The following is a 21,462-nucleotide window of genomic DNA, read 5'->3' as shown; positions in this document are numbered from 1 at the left end:
ACCGGCCGTCAGATGCGCGTACGTCGAGATGATCGTCGTCTCCGTCGGACCGTAGCCATTGAAGTACTTACGACCCGGAGCCCACTTGGCCAACAGATCCGGACTGGTGACGTCGCCGCCGATCGAGACCATCTCCAACGCGGTGAGCCCACTCGGATCCATTGTCCCCAACACACCCGGCGTGATGAATGCGTGCGTCACCTGCTCGGTGTGCAGCAACTCGGTCAACTCGTGACCACCCATGATCGAAGGCGGAACGATCACCGACGTCGCGCCGACCGAGAACGCCGACATCCACTCAAGCACCGAAGGATCAAAACTCGGCGAGCAGTTGTGCAGAACCTTCGCCTCGGGCCGCAATCCGTACAAGCCACTCGCCACATCGAGGAGACCACGTAACCCGGTATGCGTGACCGTCACGCCCTTCGGCTTACCTGTCGAACCGGAGGTGTAAATGACATACGCCGCATGCTCCGGACGAAGCACGCTCAGACGCTCAGCATCCGAGACCGGAGCCGCCGACTGGGCCTCGAGAAGTAGCTGCGTCTGCGGCGCATCGAGCACCAACCACTCGGCCGCCCCTACCGGAAGCTGCTCGGTAAACGCCGACCCGGTAACACCCAGCACCGCAACGGAATCGGAGAGCATATGCGCAATACGGTCCGCCGGATAATTCGGATCCACCGGAACGTACGCCGCACCGGACTTCGCGGCCGCCCACACCGCCACCACCATCTCGTACGAACGCGGGAATGCAAGTGCCACAATCTTTTCCGGACCAGCACCGCGTGCAATCAAAACCCGCGCCAGCCGCGACGACGCCTCGTCCAGCTCACGGTAGGTCACCGAACGACCCTCCGAACGCACCGCGACGGCATCCGGATCGATCGCACATCCGGCGGTCAGAATGTCCACCAACCGGCTATGCGGCATCGCGTCATCAGACTCGACCCGAGTCAAACGCGCATGCTCGGCCGGCGCCAACAGTTCAATATCGCCAACAGCACCGGACGGATCCGTGACCACCGACGCCATAACCCGCTGCAACCCGGCTGCGAACTCCGCCACAGTCGACTCGTCGAACAGATCTGTCGCGTAGGTAAACGTCGCCGACATCCCCTCGAAAGTACCGGCCGCGTCGATGTTCTCGACCACCGTCAGCTGCAGATCGATCTTCGCCGACGCAGCGTCGAAGTCCACTCCCGCAACTCGCAACCCGTCCAACTCGAGCGACGGTTGCGCCATGTTCTGCAAAGCCAACCCCACCTGGAACAACGGATGCCGAGCCTGCGAGCGCGCCGGATTCAGTACCTCTACCAACCGTTCGAAAGGTACGTCGCCGTGAGCGAACGCCTGCAGATCTGCCTCGCGTGTAGATGCCAACAATGACTCGAAGGACTCACTCGTGTCGAGTTCGGTTCGCAACACCAGAGTATTGACGAACATGCCAACCAGCTGATCAAGAGCCGCTTCACCACGACCCGCGACCGGCGTGCCGATGACAATGTCGGGGGTAGCCGCAAAACGAGCAAGTGTCACAGCGAAGGAAGCATGAAGCACCATGAACAACGACGCATTATGCTCACGCGCAACTGCATTCGCGCCGGCATGGGTATCAGCATCGATGGCGAAGACATAGTTGGCGCCGCGACCGGACGCGACCGCAGGCCGTGAGCGGTCGGTCGGCAACTCGATCTGATCGGGCAACCCCGCCAGCGTGGACTTCCAGTAGCCGACCTGCTGGGCGATCAATGAGGCCGGATCATCTTCACTACCGAGAATTTCGCGCTGCCACAGGGCGAAGTCCGCAAACTGCACCGGCAAGGGTGACCAGGAAGGTGCTTCACCGTCGACGCGAGCTGCATACGCAACCATGACGTCCCGGACCAGCGGGCCCATCGAAAATCCGTCAGCGGCGATGTGGTGAGCCACAATGACAAGTACGTATTCGTCTTCGTCTGACTGGAACAAACGTATCCGCAGCGGCGCTACGGCGGTGACGTCGAATCCTTCCGAAGCCAGTGCGACAACACGCTCGACAATCTCGGACTCGGAACCTGCTTCAACCTGGAATTCTGTTGCACCGGAATGATTCGGCAGCACAACCTGGTGGCCGATGCCGTCGATCTCCGGATACACCGTCCGCAACACCTCGTGGCGAGCCACTACATCGCCAACTGCCAACCGCAAGGCCTCCACGTCGAGTGCACCCGACAACCGCACCGCTGCCGGAATGTTGTTCAAGCCGGACTCCGGATCGAATCGGTTCAAGAACCACATCCGAGACTGCGCCAACGACAACGGAATACGCTCCGGACGAGGCCTCGCCGTCAACGCGACCCGGCCACCCGCACCCACTTGGGACGCCACCCGCGCAGCCAAAGCTTCTACCGTCGGAGCCTCGAACAACTCCCGCACTGCAACCCGCATATCCAACGCCGCGCCCAACCGCGACGCCACCTGCGTCGCGATCAGAGAATTACCGCCCAGAGCAAAGAAATCGTCGTCGAGTCCCACCCGCGGCACGCCCAACACCTCGGCGAAAACCGCCGCCACGCTCTCCTCGACCGCAGTCACCGGAGCGCGGAACAACGCAACCTCGAACACCGGCGTCGGCAACCCCTTACGATCCAACTTTCCACTGGAGTTGAGCGGGAACTCCGCAAGCACCATCACCGTCGACGGCACCATGTACGAAGGCAACGACTGCGCAGCATAAACCTTGAGTTCATCCTGATCGATTTCAGCGGACTGCGTCGCAACGACATAACCGACCAAATGATCACCCGTCGGCGTCGGCACGACCAACACCGCTGCCTGCAGCACAGACTCGTGAGACAGAAGAGCTGTCTCGATCTCCCCCAGCTCGATCCGCTGACCGCGGAACTTCACCTGGAAATCGGTACGACCGATGTACTCCAACTCCCCCATCGCCGTCCAGACAACCAGGTCACCGGTCCGATACATCCGCTCGCCCAAACTGCTCATCGGGTTAGCCACAAACCGATCCGACGTGATATCCACCCGGCCGTAGTAGCCCCGAGCCAACTGCACACCAGCCAGATACAACTCACCAGGCACGCCCACCGGCACCGGCTGCAGACGCGAATCCAGTACGAACACCTGGGAATTCCACTCCGGACGCCCGATCGACACCGCACCACCAACTCGCGCCGCCGTCACATCGGCAAAGGTGATCGACACCGCAGCCTCCGTCGGCCCGTACAGGTTGTGCACACCCGCATCCGAAACCGCAGCAAAATCCGCGATGGTCTCCGCCGGCAACGCCTCACCGATCACGAACACCAACCGCAACGACGTCAGATCCCCGCGCTCGACCGCACCGGCGAACACCGTCAACATCGACGGCACGAAGTCTGTCACCGTCACACAGCATTCGCGGATCGTCGACGCCACATACGCCGGATCACGATGCCCGTCCGGTGTCGCCACCACCAACTGAGCGCCTGCCCGCAACGGCAGGAAGAAACCCCACAACGAGACGTCGAACGTCGTCGCCGTCTTCTGCAAATACACATCCGAGGAGTCGAGAACGTATTCGGCCTGCATCCACGCAATCTGGTTCGCGATCGCCGCATGACTGATCGCCACACCCTTCGGCTTACCCGTCGAACCCGAAGTGAAGATGACGTACGCCGGATGCTCCGGCAACAACACCGAGGTGCGCTCGGCGTCGGTGACCGGCCCCGCCGAGAAGCCCGACATCTCGATCGTGTCGATGCACAGCACCGGACGCACGCCCGCCGCTGTGAACCCGTCCCGCGACGTGCTCAACACACACACAGGTTGTGCGGTGTCGAGGATGTGCCCGATTCGCTCCGCCGGATGATCCGGATCAACCGGCACATACGCACCACCCGCCCGCACCACCGCGTAGATCCCTACCACCAGATCCAAGGACCGGCGGATCGCCAACGCCACCAGCGATTCCGGACCCACACCCTCCGCAATCAACAACCGCGCCAGGCGGTTAACCCGCGCATCGAACTCCCGGTACGTCAACGAATCACCCTCGAACACCACCGCAGTGGCATCCGGGGTGGCCGCTACCGCGACATCGAACGCGTCGAGCAGCAAATCCCCCGCCGCAACCAGGTGATCGGTGTCGTTCCACCCCGCCAGCACCTGCTCGCGTTCGCCGGCACCGAGCAATTCGATATCCCCGACTACCACCGAGGAATCTGCGGCAACAGCAGCGAGAACGCGAATGAACCGGTCCCCGTAAGTGACCATCGTCGACTCGTCGAACAAGTCCGTCGCGTAGGTCAGGTTCACCGACAAACAGTCCGCAGCGTCCGCATCGCCGGACCGTTCGACAATTGTCATCTGCAAGTCGAACTTCGCGATCACGTCGTCGAGTTCGACGCCGGAGACGGACAATCCGTCAAGTTCGAAGTGCGCACGTTCCATGTTCTGGAAGAAGAGAGCAACCTGGAACAGCGGATGACGCGACTGCGAGCGGGCAGGGTTGAGTACCTCTACTAGTCGCTCGAACGGCACATCTGCGTGTCCGAATGCCCCGAGGTCGGATTCGCGGACCACACTCAGGAGTTCGTCGAACTTCGCTTGGGGCTGCACTTCGGTACGCAAGACCAACGTATTTACGAACATACCGACGAGATCATCGAGTTCGGACTCGCCGCGTCCCGCGACGGGTGTGCCGACAGCAATGTCCGAAGTCCCCGACAGTCTGGCCAGAAGAACCGACAATGCAGCATGGACGACCATGAACAGTGACGAGTTATGTTTCTGGGCAGTAGCATTCAGCGCCGACAGAAGGCCTGTGTTGATCACGAAGTCGACGCTCGCACCCCTGTTCGATGCAACAGTCGGACGAGGGCGATCGGCCGGCAGGTCCAGTTGGGCGGGCAATCCGCCTAGTGCCTCGGTCCAGTGGCCCAGTTGACGCGAGATCAACGACTCCGAATCATCCTCGGAACCCAGTACCTCGCGCTGCCACACTGCGTAGTCCGCGTATTGAACGGTCAGCGGCGCCCATGACGGCGACTCGCCCGTCGAACGCGCCGCGTACGCGATCATCACGTCCCGCGTCAGCGGTCCCAGCGAGAATCCGTCTGCCGAGATGTGATGTACCACGATCACCAGTACGAACTCAGTTGTAGACAGTGCGAACAACGCAGCCCGCAGTGGAACCTCGACAGTGACGTCGAATCCTGTCATTGCCAATGCCGAGGCGGCCTCCGACAACTCATCTTCGGTAACCTGCACCGGCGTGAGATCTGGAACGGCCTGTGCCAGTGGCAGAACCACTTGGACGCCTGCGCCTTCACTCTCTGGGTAGACCGTGCGCAGAATCTCGTGGCGCGCAATCACGTCCGCCACCGCTGCTGCCAATGCTCCCGCGTCCAGAGCGCCGGTCAACCTGATAGCAACCGGAATGTTGTTGACCGCGGAACCGCTGTCGAATCTGCTGAGGAACCACATCCGCTGCTGCGCCAACGACAACGGCACTCGTTCCGGCCGCGGCACTGATCCCAGTTTCGGCAGATCAGTGGAGCGCGAACTACTTTCGGCTGCCCGTGCCAACGACGCGGAATCCGGATAGTCGAAGATGTCACGAATAGCGAGCGAAGTACCCAGCGCACTGTTCACCCGCGCCACCAACCTGGTTGCGAGCAAAGAGTTTCCGCCCAGCGCGAAGAAGCTGTCGTCGACCGACACCTGCTCGATCCCGAGGAGGTCGGCAAAGACACCTGCGACGGTCTCTTCGATCGGGTTCGACGGCGCCCGGAATATGCTCTGGGACAGGAAGCTCGGCACTGGCAACGCACGACGATCCAGCTTGCCGGCGGTGGTGACCGGCAATTCTTCGAGCACTACCCACTGGGTCGGAACCATGTAGTTGGGCAACAAGAGCCCCAACTGAGTCTTCAGGTCTGCGTCGACGAGTTCCACGTCCGGTTCCCCGACCACGTAGGCGATTAGGCGATCGCCGGTACGGGAATCACGGTGCAGCAGAACCGCACTCTGCGCGACACCCTTGATCTGCGAGAGCACAACCTCGATCTCGCCCAATTCGATTCGCAGGCCACGCAACTGAACCTGATCGTCGCTGCGCCCCACAAAGTCGAGAGTCCCGCGAGCGCTCCAGCGAACCAAGTCGCCGGTGCGGTACATCCGCTCCCCCGGCGCACCATACGGATCGGCCAGGAAACGCTCCGCCGTCAGGGCGCTGCGAGCGTTGTATCCACGAGCCAGGCCGGGACCACTCAGGTAGAGCTCGCCGACGACACCGCGCGGGACGGGCCCCAAACGTGCGTCAAGTACCAGGGCCCCGGCTCCGGCGATCGGGCGTCCGATGTCGATCGCCTCACCGGCAGTGAGATCGTCGCTGACGGTGATGATGATGGTTGTCTCGGTCGGACCGTAACTATTGAAGAACCGTCGTCCCGGCGCCAGCCGCGCTGCCAGTTCGGGCGGGCACACGTCGCCGCCGACGATGACAGTCTCGACACCGGCAAACGCCTCGGTGTCCACTGTGCCGAGCACAGCCGGTGCACTGAGGATGTGCGTGATGCGTTCCGCCTGGATGAGCGCGCCCAATTCGTCGCCACCGATGATCGACGGATCGGCTACCACCAGGGTTGCGTTGACGCTGAATGCCACCACCATTTCGATCACGGAGGCGTCGAAGCTGGATGAGGCAAAGCGCAGTACCCGTGAGGAATCCGTGACTGCCAACTCGGTGCGAGCCTCGCCGGTGAACGACGCGAGGCCGCTGTGGGTGACGACGACGCCCTTGGGTAGTCCCGTCGAACCGGAGGTGTAAATCATGTAAGCGGGATTGGACAGTGCCGTCGGCGTCGGGAGGTCGTCCGCCGACAGAGTCTGATCGGACAACTTGCGAGTGGCTGCGGCCTCAACGGTTCTGTCGATCTCGAGCCAGTCCAGCTCTCCCGGCAGCGCCCCGCGCAGTGCGGGAGTGGTCAGACCGAGGACTGCGCCGCAGTCACGCACCATGTGCTCGATCCGGTCAGCCGGCAGAGCCGGGTCGACCGGCACGAAAGCGGCGCCGGTTTTCGCCACTGCCCACAGCGCGACAATCGATTCCGCAGTACGGGTGAAGGAGAGAACAATAAACTGTTCAGGTCCCGCGCCTCGAGCGATGAGCGCGCGGGCCAGGCGGTTCGATTCCGCGTCCAACTCTGCGTACGTCAGGTTGCCGCTCGGGGTGACAACGGCGACGCGCGTGGGATCGACCGCAGCCCCGGACGTGAGAATCTCAGCCAGGATGCGTGGTGCGGGCGCCGTCTCACTGGTCGACAACGCCAACTCGGATATTTCTTGCTCGTTGAGGATCGGTACCTCGCCGATGATCCGATCGGGGTCCTCGACGACAGCGCTCAACAGTTCGATGAAGCGCCGCGCGAATGTCCGGGCGCTACCGGCATCGTAGAGATCTGTGGCGTAGGTCAGTATCCCGGCATATCCGCCGTCGATGTTTTCACTCATCGTCAGTTCGAGGTCGAACTTCGCGGTACCGGCAGCAGTCTCGTCGAATTCGACTACTACACCGGGCAACTCGAAGGAACCGAGAGCGGATTCGTGCAGGGACAACGACACCTGGAAAAGTGGGGCGTGAGCCTGCGAGCGCACTGGATCCAGAGCTTCGACAACGCGGTCGAACGGAATATCCGCATTCTCGAACGCGTCCAGATCGACCGTACGAGTATCACTCAGCACTGCCGAGAAACTGGCCGCTGAATCGATCTCGGTACGCAACACCAAGGTATTGACGAACATACCGACCAACGCATCGAGTGCTGCCTCGCCGCGGCCCGCGATCGGGGATCCGACCGTGACGTCCGAGTTGGCGCTCAACCGCGACAACAGCACGGCAAGCGCGGCATGGATCACCATGAAGACACTGGCTTCGTGCTCACGCGCAACAATATTCAGCTTCTCGCGCACCGCCCTACCGACAGCGAATTCGACACGCCCACCAGTCATCGAAGCCGTGGCCGGTCGACTACGGTCCGTGGGCAGGTCGATAACCGCCGGGGCGGAGGCGAGTTGCCGCTTCCAGTAGGCAAGCTGAGTGCCAGCCGGCGAATCCTCGTCGGCTTCATTTCCCAACCGATCGCGTTGCCACAGTGCGTAATCCGCGTACTGCACCTCGAGCGGCGCCCAACCCGGCGCTGTACCCGATAGCCGAGCTGCGTAAGCGACCATCACATCCCGGGCCAACGGACGCATCGAGAAGCCGTCGGCGCTGATGTGATGAACCACGAGAGCAAGCGTGTACTCGTGTTCACCGATCCGAAAAATTCCGGCGCGTAACGGAACTTCGGTTGTGACATCGAAGCTGCCACCTACGACCGCGTACACCGCGGCCTTCAGATCCTGCTCAGCTGCCACCTCAATCGGGTCGAGGTCCAACTGAACGCTCTCCGCTGCCAGCACAAGCTGGTACGGGCCTTCCTCCGAGTCGGGGAACACCGTCCGCAGAGATTCGTGGCGGGCCTGCACGTCACGAACAGCCAGTGCGAGAGCGTGCGCATCTACGTTGCCGGTCAACCGGACCACGATCGGAATGTTGTATGCCGGCGACGCCGGATCGAAGCGGTTCAAAAACCACATCCGCTGCTGCGCCAACGACAACGGCACCCGAACTGGGCGCACCATCGGTGCCAACACCACCCCGCTGCCTTCGCCGACACCCGCACCCAACCGCGCGGCCAACCCCTCGACCGACGACACCTCGAACAACACCCGCACCGGCACCGGCATATCCAACTCCACGCCTAAGCGCGACGCCACCTGCGTCGCGATCAGCGAATTGCCACCCAACGCAAAGAAGTCATCATCGAGCCCAACCTGCGTGGCACCGAGCACATCGGCAAAGACCGCTGCAACGGTTTCCTCGACCGAGGTGGCTGGAGCCCGGAACTCCTTGACCTCAAAGACCGGCTCCGGCAGAGCCTTACGATCCAACTTGCCCGCCGGAGTCAACGGCATCTCCGACAAAACCATGATCGACGCCGGCACCATATGTGCGGGCAGAGTGCGCGAGACGAACTCACTCAGCTCTGCCGAACTCACAGCCGAATCCTTGCCGATGAATACATACGACACCAGCGCAGTCGCACCCGATGACAGGGTCGTGCCCATCGTCGCTGCAAACTCGACGTCGGAATGTGCCGTCAGAGCCGCGTCGATCTCACCGAGCTCGATACGGAAACCACGAATCTTGACCTGGAAATCATTGCGGCCCACATACTCCACCGCAAACTGATCCGTCCAGCGCACAACATCACCCGTGCGGTACATACGCTCACCGGGCAGACCATGCGGATTCGCCACAAACCGATCCGCACTCAAACCCGGACGACGATGGTAACCGCGAGCAACCTGCGGACCCGAAAGATACAGCTCACCCGCAACACCCACCGGAACAGGCTGCAAACGCGTATCGAGCACGAACGCCGCCATATCGCCGATGGTTCCGCCGATGGTCATCCGGTCGCCCGGCATCAACGGCTCACTGACATTGGTGACGATCGTCGTCTCGGTCGGCCCGTACACATTGAGGAACGTCCGACGACGATTCGGCTGATCCGCCCACTTCGCCATCAACTCCGGCGAATACGCCTCACCGCCCACACCCACAACTGCGAGATCGTCGAGACCCGACGGGTCCATCGACGCCAAAGCCGCCGGCGTGATGAACGCATGCGTGACACGTTCCGACGTGAACAGTTCAGTCAACTCGTCGCCGCCGTAGACCGACGTCGGCACGATCACCATGGCCGCACCGGTCGCCACAGCCAAGAACAGCTCGAGCATCGACGCATCGAAACTCGGCGACGCAAAGTGCAGGGTGCGAGAGTTCGGAGTGACCTTGTAATGCTGTGCCTGCGTGACACTGAAGCTCGCGAGGCCGGCACCGGTAGCCACAACACCCTTGGGCAAGCCCGTCGTTCCCGACGTGTAAATCACCCAAGCCGGATGCGCCGGCAAAACGGGGCGAACGCGCTCGTCGGCACGCACCGGCGAACTGTCCTGCGCTGCCATCAGTTCCGCACACTGCACACTGTCGACAGCGAGCCACTCGACAGTATCCGTGAGACCGGCCAGTTCAGCTTCCAGCGTCAAACCTACTGCGACACCCGAGTCGGACACCATGTGCGCGATACGGTCAGCCGGATAATGCGGATCGATCGGAACCACGGCCGCACCCGTCTTGGACACCGCCCACACGAGCAGAACCGATTCGATCGAACGCGGAATCGACACCGCCACCAAATCTTCCGCACCCAAACCACGCGCGATCAGAACACGGGCAAGCCGCGACGACCACGCGTCGACCTCGGCGTAGGTCATCGAACGATCCTCGAAGCGCAGTGCCTCATTGCTCGGGTACCGCAATGCGGTCTCGGCCAGGATGTCGGCCAACGGCTTCGGCGAGATACCCGAAGAAGCTCGACGACTGGTCAATTCGAGACGCTCAGGTATTTCGAGGATGTCGATGTCGCCGACAGGCTGGGCAGCATCCCCGACAACCGCTTCGAGAATGCGAGTCAACCGGGCGGCGAAGGAGACAACTGTCCCCTCGTCGAACAAGTCCGTCGCGTAAGAGAACTGCGCGGCCATGCCGGCCAGCGCGCCCGATTCTCCGATGGATTCGATCAGCGTCAGAGACAGATCAAACTTTGCAGTGGTGGTGTCGATCTCGAGTACGTCCACTGACATTCCGGGCAGTTCCAGGCTGGTCTGTGCAAGGTTCTGGAAGGACAAGGCCACCTGGAACAACGGATTCCGGGCCTGCGAACGCACCGGATTGAGCACCTCGACCAGACGCTCGAACGGCACATCTGCATGACCGAAAGCCTGCAGATCCACTTCCCTTGCTGCATCCAACAATTCGATGAACGTCCACGCCGGATCGAGATCGGTACGCAACACCAAAGTGTTGACGAACATCCCGACCAGATCATCGAGCGCCTGCTCACCGCGACCCGCAATCGGCGTACCGATCGCAATGTCGGTGGTAGACGACAACCGCGCCAACATCAACGCCACCGCCGAATGCAACACCATGAAAAGCGACGCATTACGGCTGCGCGCCAACGCATTCAATGCCGTATGCAAATCCGCATCGATGGCGAACGAGTAGGTTGCGCCGCGGTTCGACGCCACAGCCGGACGCACCCGATCCGTCGGCAACTCCAGCTGTTCCGGAAGCCCGGCCAACGCACTCGTCCAGAAATTGATTTGTTGCGACATAACAGATTCGGCGTCATCGACGGCGCCGAGAATCTGGTGCTGCCACAACGAATAATCGGAGTACTGCACGGCAAGTGGTGCCCAACCCGGGACATCACCGCGGGTGCGCGCGGAGTACGCGATCATCAGGTCACGGATCAACGGCGCGACGGAGAACCCGTCGGCCGCAATGTGATGCACTACGAATACCAGTACCCACGCATCGTCCGCGACTTGGAGCAATCGCACGCGCAGTGGTGCCGACGAGGTGACGTCGAATCCCTGCGAGACAATCGTGCCGACGCGGTCGACGACGTCCGTGGCATCGACCGTTTCGGCCATCAGGTCTATACCCTCGGCCACCGCAACATCATGGACGGACAAGACGTTCTGATAGCCGGTTCCGTCGTGTTCCGGATAGATTGTGCGCAAGATTTCGTGACGCTCGATCACATCTTCGATCGCGGCGCGGAGAGCCGAGCTGTCCAGTGCGCCGGAAAGCTGAATCGCCGCAGGGATATTGTTCACGCTCGACACCGAGTCGAACCGGTTGAGGAACCACATCCGCTGCTGTGCCAAGGACAACGGCACCCGCTCCGGACGCACCTGTGCCGTCAACGCCGCTCTGCCGCCGACTCCTACCTGTGATTCGATCCGCAAGGCCAGCAATTCGACTGTCGACGCTTCGAACAGGTCCCGTACTGGAATTCTGGTCTCGAGTGCTGCGGCCAATCGCGAGACGACCTGCGTCGCGATCAGTGAATTTCCACCGAGATCGAAGAAATCGTCGTCGAGTCCTACACGCGGAGTCCCGAGAATCTCGGCAAAAACCCCCGCCACAATCTCCTCCACCGGCGTGACCGGTGCCCGGAACTCACGTACCTCGAACACCGGATCCGGCAATGCATTTCGATCGAGCTTGCCGACCGGTGTCAAAGGCACAGCATCAAGCACGATGATCGCAGACGGCACCATGTGCGAAGGAAGGCTCGCACCGACATGTTTGGTCAGCGCTTCGAGATCAAGGTCACCTTCGAATCCTGCAGCGGCGACGACGTAGGACACCAAAGTGGTAGCACCCGAGGGCAACTCCCGACCAACGGTAACCGCAAACTCGACATCAGGATGCCCCGACAACACTGCATCGATCTCACCGAGTTCAATGCGGAAACCACGCACCTTCACCTGGAAGTCACTGCGCCCCATGTACTCGAGCTCACCCGCAGCGCCCAAAGTACCGCCGATCCACCGCACCAGGTCGCCAGTGCGATACATCCGAGAACCATCCACCGCGTACGGATTCGCCACAAAACGATCCGACGTCAGCGACGGCCGATCGTGATAACCACGAGCCAACACTGCGCCCGCAAAATACAACTCACCCCTAGTTCCTATCGGCACCGGATGCAGACGCTCGTCGAGCACTAGCGCCGTCACGCCCTCGATCGGCGAACCGATCGTCACCGGATTACCGGCCGTCAGATGCGCGTACGTCGAGATGATCGTCGTTTCAGTCGGACCGTATGCATTGAAATAGGTCCGACCCGGAGCCCATCGCGACAACAGATCCGGCGCCGTCACATCGCCACCGACGGACACCACCTCGAGATCCGCCAACTCCGCCGGATCCAAAGTCCCCAACACGGCGGGAGTAATCACCGTGTGCGTCACCCGCTCGACCCGCAGCAACTCCGTCAACTCGTGACCACCGATGATCGACGGCGGCACAATCACCGACGTCGCGCCAACCGAGAATGCCACCATCCACTCGAGCACCGAAGGATCAAAGCTCGGAGAACAAACCTGTAGCATCCGCGACCGCGACGTCAATCTGTATCGCGTTGTCGCCGACTCCAACAGCCCCCGCAAACCGGTATGCGTGACCGTCACGCCCTTCGGCTTACCCGTCGAACCGGAGGTGTAAATGACATACGCCGCATGCTCCGGACGAAGCACGCTCAGACGCTCAGCATCCGAGACCGGAGCCACCGACTGCGCCTCGAGAAGTACCTGCATCTGCGGCGCATCGAGCACCAACCACTCGGCCCCTACCGGAAGCTGCTCGGTAAACGCCGACCCGGTAACACCCAGCACCGCAACGGAATCGGAGAGCATGTGCGCAATACGGTCCGCCGGATAACTCGGATCCACCGGAACGTACGCCGCACCGGACTTCGCGGCCGCCCACACCGCCACCACCATCTCGTACGAACGCGGGAATGCAAGTGCCACAATCTTTTCCGGACCAGCACCGCGTGCAATCAAAACCCGCGCCAGCCGCGACGACGCCTCGTCCAACTCACGATAGGTCACCGAACGACCCTCCGAACGCACCGCAACAGCATCCAGATCGATCGCACATCCGGCGGTCAGAATGTCCACCAACCGGCCCTTCGGCATGGCGTCGTCGCTCTCGACCGTCGTCAACGCTGCAACATCACCGGGCGACATCCACTCCAGATCGCCGACAGCCACAGAGGCATCCGCGACCACTGCGCGCAGTATCCGCGTCAGCGCCGTCGCGAACTCCGCCACGGTCGATTCGTCGAAGAGATCGGTGGCGTAAGTGAAGGTTGCCGGCATTCCAGAGGACACGCCGTTCTCGGCCAAACCCTCCGACAGCGTGAGCTGCAAATCGAATTTGGCTGAGGCCGTGTCGAATTCCATCGTGGATACGGTCAGCCCCGACAGTTCCAGGCTTGCCCGCTCCAGGTTTTCGAAGGACAGCGCCACCTGGAAAAGCGGATGCCGAGCCTGCGAGCGGGCCGGATTCATCACCTCGACCAGTCGCTCGAAAGGCACGTCAGCATGTTCGAAGGCGCTCAGGTCGGTCTGCTTCACCTGCTCGAGGAACTCGGAGAAGGACACCGAGCCGTCGACCTGCGTCCGCAACACCAGGGTGTTGACGAACATGCCCACCAACTGGTCGAGTGACGCGTCACCGCGACCCGCAACCGGTGTGCCCACTGCGATATCGGACGTGGCGGAGCTTCGCGCGAGCAGAACCGTCAGTGCCGCGTGCACCACCATGAACAGCGACGCATTGTGCGCTCGGGCCAACCGGTTCAAACCGTCATGGGTCTCGCTGTCGATCACGAACGAGAAATCTGCGCCGTGGTTGGACGCCGCCACCGGACGCGGACGGTCCGCCGGTAGGTCGAGCTGCTCTGGAAGGCCATCGAGATTGGCCTTCCAGTAGCCGACCTGCTGCGAGATCAACGACGCCGGATCCTCTTCCGAACCCAACACCTGACGCTGCCACAGCGCATAGTCCGCATACTGCGCCTCGAGCTCGCGCCAGCCCGGCGCATTGCCGTCGATCCGAGCCGCGTACGCCTGCACCAGGTCCCGGGAGAGAACACGCATCGACCAACCGTCGACGCTGATGTGATGGACCACCATCAGCAGCACGTGCTCGTCTTCCGACACCCTCAACAAGGTCAATGCGGCGGGAACCTGCGAGGTCACGTCAAATCCGGTGGCCACAGCCTCCCGGATACGGGCTTCTAGTTCCGCTGCATCGACTTGCTGCGGTGTCAGATCTCTAACTACCTCTGCCGCAGGCAATACCACCTGGTGCGGCCCCTGCAAAGACTCCGGGTATATCGTCCGCAATGCTTCGTGACGAATGGTGATGTCCGACACCGACTCAGCCAGTGCAGCATCGTTCAGTGATCCCGAAAGCTTAAGCGCTGCAATGACATTGTATGCGCCGGAAGTGGGGTCGAAGCGATTGAGGAACCACATCCTCGACTGCGCCGACGAGAGCGGAATGTGTTCCGGTCTCACCGAAGCCGTCAGCGCCGGGCGCTCGGAATCCGAAGATTCCGCGCCGTCGACCAGTGCTGCCAATCCACCGATCGTGGGGGTTTCGAACAACTCTCGCACGCTCACGTGCACATTCAGCGCTTCGTTGATCCGAGCCAGAACTCGGGTCGCGACCAGAGAGTTGCCGCCGAGGTCGAAGAAGCTGTCGTAGACGCCAAATCTTCCCGTTGCATCGTCACCGGCCCCCAGGATCTCGGCGAAGATCTCCGCCACCAGTGCCTCGGTGGCGGTGCGGGGTGCCACGTAGTCGGTGAGCCGCTCGAATGTCGGCTTCGGCAACATCTTCCGGTCGAGCTTGCCGTTTGCGTTGAGCGGCAAGGCCTCGAGGATCGACAACGCCGAGGGCACCATATATCGGGGCAGCGCCTTGCCGACCAGTTCAAGCAGTGAACGCTCGTCGACTTCGGCCCCGGCCTCCAGCACTACGTACGCGGCGAGATAGTTCCCGGACACGGAATCATCGCGAACGATCGCCACCGACTGCGTCACCGCGGGGCAACCGAGCAGAGCAGCCTCGATCTCTCCCAGTTCGATTCGAAGTCCACGTAGCTTGACCTGGAAGTCACTACGCCCGACGTATTCCAGCTCACCGGCAGCGTTCCACCGAACGACGTCACCGGTCCGGTAGATCCGTTGACCGGTTCGATCGCCATCACTGAGTTCACCGAAGGGGTTCGCGACAAAACGATCGGCGGTGAGGTCTGGCCTTCCTACATATCCCCGGGCCAATTGCACGCCTTCGAGATAGAGTTCACCTGCAATACCGACAGGAACCGGATTGAGCCGCCCGTCCAACACGTATACCCCGGTGTTGTGCACTGGGCGCCCGATTGAGACCACCGCCCCGACCTTGTCGAGTCGGCCGCTCCGAACGGCGGTCACGGTCCCCTCTGTCGGACCGTACTCGTTGCACACCGCCGCATCACTGATATCGCGCAGCGACTGCAGAACAGACGGAATCAACGGTTCGCCGCCGCACATCACCAATCGCAGGGATTCGATGTCAGTTCTCGACGTGACAGACACGAACACTGCGAGCATTGACGGCACAAAGTGCATCGCGGTGATCCGATGACGGGCGATCATCCGTGCCAGATAGTAAGGATCCCGATGCCCGTCGTGCGTCGCAATCACCAGACGTGCGCCGACGAGCAAAGGCCACCAGAACTCACGAACCGAAGCATCGAATGTGAACGGTGTCTTCTGCAACATCGCGTCCGAACCGTCGAGTGGATTCTCCGCCTGACGCCACAGTGCACCATTGACGACAGATTCGTGTGACAGACCAACGCCCTTTGGCCGGCCCGTCGAACCTGAAGTGAAAATCACGTACGCAGGATTCGAAACTCTCAGCGGCGCAATTCTGTCGACATCGTCGATCCTCGCCGTCGAGTACCCCGAAATATCGATAGCGTCCACGTTGACGACAGTCGCCGTACCTGTCGCGGCGAAGGCGTCGCGCTTGGTCGACAGCACACACACTGGATTGGCGACGTCGAGGATGTAGCCGTTGCGTTCCGCCGGCTGATCCGGATCGAGTGGAACGTAGGCGGCACCAGCCTTCACGATCGCGTACATACCGATGAGAAGATCGAAGGAACGACGAATCGCCAGTCCTACCAATGATTCCGGACCCACGCCGAGTTCGATCAGGTACCGAGCCAACTGGTTTACCCGAGCATCGAACTGCGCGTAGGTTAGCTGCTGGTCCTCGAATTCGAGTGCTGTGCGGTCGGGTGTCGCCGAAACCTGTCGATCCCACAGGTCGACCAGTGTCGCAGAAGACACCGATGCAGATTCGCCGGACCATCGCTCCAGAATCAACGCGCGCTCTTCGTCCGCGAGAACATCGATGTCACCGACAGCCACCGACGGATCTGTCGCCACTGCAGCAAGAATGCGCTGGAAACGCTGGGCAAAAGCCTCGACGGTGTTGATGTCGAAAAGATCTGTGGCAAAGACGAATCCGGAGGTCATTCCAGCCGGGGTGCCGTCGGCATCGTGAACTTCGGCAACGGTCAGTTGCAGGTCGAACTTCGACAACTCGAGGTCGAATCGGACCGGCTCGACGGTCATGTGCGGCAATTCCAAGCTGACTGCCGCGTTGTTCTGGAATTCCAAGAGCACCTGGAACAGCGGAGCATGAGCCGTCGAACGGACGGGCGCGAGCACTTCCACCAACTGTTCGAAGGGAACGTCAGAGTTGCCGAAGGCACCCAGATCGATTTCCCGAACCTGCTCGAGCAGGTCGGAGAAGGGTGTCTGCAAGTCCACCTGTGTGCGTAGCACCAGAGTGTTGACAAAAACACCGATCAAGTCGTCGAGTGCCGGCTCACCACGGCCGGCAACCGGGGTGCCCACCACGATGTCGGAGGTTCCGGACAATCTCGCCAGCAACACGGCCAACGCCGCGTGCATGACCATGAAGACGCTTGAATTATGTTGATGCGCAGTAGTTACGACAGCATCGTGAATGTCGGCGTCGATGCGGAACTCGACGCGGGCACCGCCACGGGACTGCTGATTCGGACGCGGTCGATCGGTGGGCAGTTCCAGCAATTCGGGAAGTCCGGTCAATGTGTCCGACCAGTAGCCGAGTTGCTCCGAGGCCAGGCTCGCGGGATCCTTCTCGTCACCGAGCAGTTCGCGCTGCCACAATGTGTAGTCGGCGTACTGGATGTTCAGCGGACTCCAGGTCGGCACGTGCCCGGCCAGATGCGCACTGTAGGCCACCATGACGTCGCGAACCAACGGGGTGAGCGAAAATCCGTCGGTGGAGATGTGGTGGACCACAATCGCCAAGGCGTAGTCACCGCTGTGAACTTCGAAGAGTCTCGCTCGCAACGGCACTGCCGCGGTGACGTCGAAACCGGCGAGCGAAAACTCACGTAGCTGCGCCTGCAGGTCGGCTTCGCCGGAAACGACGACCGGAGCCAGGTCCGTGTGCACTTCAACGGCCGCCAGTACAATCTGATGCGGGCCGTTCGGGGTGTCCGGGAACATTGTCCGCAACGACTCGTGCCGTTCGATCACGGCGAGAAGTGCAGCGCTGAGCGCGGGTACGTCGAGTTCACCGGTGAGCCGCACGATCATCGGCACGTTGTATGCCGCTGAGCTGGTGTCGAATTGGTTGACGAACCACATGCGCTGCTGTGCGGCCGAGAGCGGTATGTGCTCGGGGCGCACGCTGGCGATGAGCGCCGGGCGACCCGTAGCGATACCGCTGTGCGCCATGACCTTGGCGGCAATACCGGACACCGTCGGGTCGTCGAAGATATCGCGCACGCCGAGATGGGCGTCAAGAGCCGTATTGACCCGCGCGATCACCTTGGTCGCGATCAGGGAGTTGCCGCCGAGCGCAAAGAACGAAACGTCGACACTGATTCTGTCGATACCCAGCAGTTCGGAGAATACCCCGGCGACGATTTCCTCGGCCTCGGTGGTGGGCGCTCGGTATTCGTCTTCCGGCGCCGTGAACACCGGCGCCGGCAGGGCGCGGCGGTCCAGCTTGCCGGTCGGTGTGAGGGGCACGTGTTCGAGCCGAATGGCAGTGGTCGGGACCATGTGTGACGGCAGTTGCTCGGCTACAGCAGCGAGAATCGCCGCGGAGTCGAAGTCGAAACCCGGGGCCGGTCGAAGGTAGGAGACCAACACTGTGTTGTCGACTGTTGCCTCGTGTGCGACGGTGACCGCAAAGTCAACCGAATCCTGAGCTGCCAGGACCGCGTCGATTTCGCCGAGTTCGATGCGGAATCCACGAATCTTGACCTGGAAGTCCGATCGACCGATGAACTCGAGTTGATGGTCAGGCGTCCACCGCACCTCGTCGCCCGAGCGGTACATCCGCGACCCGGGTTCACCGAAAGGGTTGGCAACAAAGCGTTCTGCTGTTGTATCCGGACGTCCGTGATATGCGCGCGCCAGTCCGGGGCCACTCAGATACAGCTCCGCCACAACGCCTACCGGGACGGGGCGAAGCTTGCGATCGAGCACGACTGCGGAGGCTCCTTGAATCGGGCGTCCGATCGTGGCGGGGACGCCCGGCGTGATCGGCTCACTCGTGGTGATGACGATCGTGGTTTCGGTGGGCCCGTAGCTGTTGGTGAAACGGCATGCGGGACCGAATCTTTCGACCAGGTCCGGAGTACAGACGTCGCCGCCGACCATGACTGCCTCGAGATCGGGTAAACCTTCGGGGTCGACCGTATTCAAAAGTGTCGGGGCAGAGAGTATATGAGTCACCCGTTGCTCGCGCAGAAGGTCGACGAGCTCTTCGCCGCCGTAGACATCCGGCGGTGTGACGATCATGGCTGCACCGGCGCTGAAGGCCTGCAGCATCTCGAATACCGATGCATCGAAACTGGCGGAGGAGAAACGCAGGACTCGGGAGGACGCGGTGATGCCGAGTTCCGGCCGCGCTGATGCCGCGAACTGAGAGAGCCCCTGGTGTGTGACGACGACACCCTTGGGCAGTCCGGTAGATCCAGATGTGTAGATGACGTAGGCGACATTGTCGATCGACGGTGTAGAGAGCCGTTCGTCAGCGGAAAGTGCTGATACGGAACGGGAGTCGATATCCACCCGAGTCTGGTCGGAATCGAGGACCATCCAGTCCACGATGCCGGGAAGAGAGTCTGTCGTTCGGACTGCGGTGATCCCGAACCGGACGCCGGAATCACTGAGCAGATGTATGATTCGCGCCTGCGGAAGCTTGGGGTCGACCGGAACGAACCCGGCGCCGGTCTTGGCCACTGCCCAGAGTGCGACGAGGGCGTCGACCGAACGGTCGAGAGCGAGGGCGATCAATATCTCGGGGCCGGCGCCGGCGTCGATCAGAACGCGCGCAAGCTGATTCGATCGCTGATCGAGTTCGCGATAGGTCATTGTGTGGCCGGCCGACCACGCCGCGTTTCCGTCAGGGTTGGCTACGACGCCGTCGAGCAGGAAGTCCACGAACAGGCGCGGCTGTGTGGCCGGCGCTCCCACTGCCGGGACCAAGTCGCGATATTCGTCTTCATGCAGAACATCAATCGACGAAATCTGCTCTTCGTCAGCACTTCTGGCGAAATCGCGAAGAAACTCACTGAACCGCGCGTGGTGCGCGGCGACATCCTCGCGCGTGTAGAGGTTGGGGTTGGCCTCGAAGTCGATGTGGGCATGACTGCCGACTACCGCGGGATAGATGTTGATCGACAGATCGTCCACGGGACCGGTTGAGAGAACGTTGAGCCTGCCGACAGTCGAGCCGAGCCGAATCTCGCTGTGGAACATCATGATGTTGATCGCCGGACCGAAGAACCCGCGCCGCACACTGCCGACGTCGGCCTCGCGACGGATGTCTTCATGACGGAACTGCTGGTGCCGCAAGGCGCCAGTCAATCCCAACTGCACTTCGCGCACCAATGTGCCGGTGTCCTTGTGCCCGGCAGTCGAAAGCCTGATCGGTACGACGTTGGACATCATGCCGCCGGACCGGCGGAGTCTGGCTGTTGTTCGAGCCGAGACCGGCAGGCTGAGGACGATGTCGTCTTCTCCGGTCAACCGAGACAGAAATGCTGCGACTGCCGCGATCACGACTGTTGCGAAGGACGCTCCCGGCGTCCTTGCCACCATCGCCAGCACCGCGTCCTCGGTATCGACGGACATTTGATCGCTGACGACTATGGACTGCGAACCAACGGGCGCGGTACGCCCGGCCAGCGAGATAGGATGCGGGAAGTCGCGGGTGATGTCGGCCCAGTGCGCGCGGTCCGTCTCGAAACGGCTCGATCCGCGGTACTTGTCCTCGTATTCACGGATCTCGCGGAGGTCACTGAAATTTCCCGGGGCTGCAGGGGTGCCCTCGATTGCCTCGGTATAGCGCTGTGCGACCAGATTCATGAACGTCATCGCGCCGAAACCGTCGAGTGCGATGTGGTGCATTCGGGTGTACCAAAAGTAGTGGTTGTCGGCGAGGCGCAGCGTCACCGACCGATTCAACGAGCCTTTCACGATATCGATCGGAGCCCGGAAGTCCGCCTGCATCCATTCGTGGGCGGCCGCGACGGGATCGGGATAGCTTCGGAAGTCCATCGGAGTAATCTCCGCCCGAAGTGCGGGGTCGATCATCTGGAACGGCTCGTTGTCGATCTCGATTATGCGAAGAATTCCCGAGCCGAGTTCTACACCTGCCTGGTGTCCGCTATCAGAGAGCAACTGCACATCCAGAGGTCCGAAGATTTCGACGTACTGGGCGATGTTGACCGGAACGTCACCCAGCAGATGCTGAGCGAACCACATGCCACGTTGCGCAGTGGACAACGGAAATACGTCTGAATTCGAACCTGTCGTTCCCAGATTCGACGACCCAGACATACCGTTCACAGCTTCGTTGCCCGTTGAATTCAC

General features: G+C 61.6%; 1 protein-coding gene (running past one end of the window). It reads right to left on the bottom strand.

What is annotated here, in order from left to right:
* Positions 1-21,462, bottom strand: the 5' portion of a protein-coding gene (locus MTX36_RS11160; protein WP_243619806.1) for a non-ribosomal peptide synthetase. 11,187 nt of this gene lie to the left of the window's left edge; the window shows 21,462 of its 32,649 coding nt (coding positions 1-21,462); the start codon lies at positions 21,460-21,462; its stop codon lies beyond the left edge, outside the window.

The sequence above is a fragment of the Rhodococcus sp. ARC_M6 genome (assembly GCF_022810305.1).
In the GTDB taxonomy this organism is placed as follows: Bacteria; Actinomycetota; Actinomycetes; order Mycobacteriales; family Mycobacteriaceae; genus Rhodococcus_F.
This window is presented reverse-complemented; position numbering and strand designations above follow the sequence as displayed.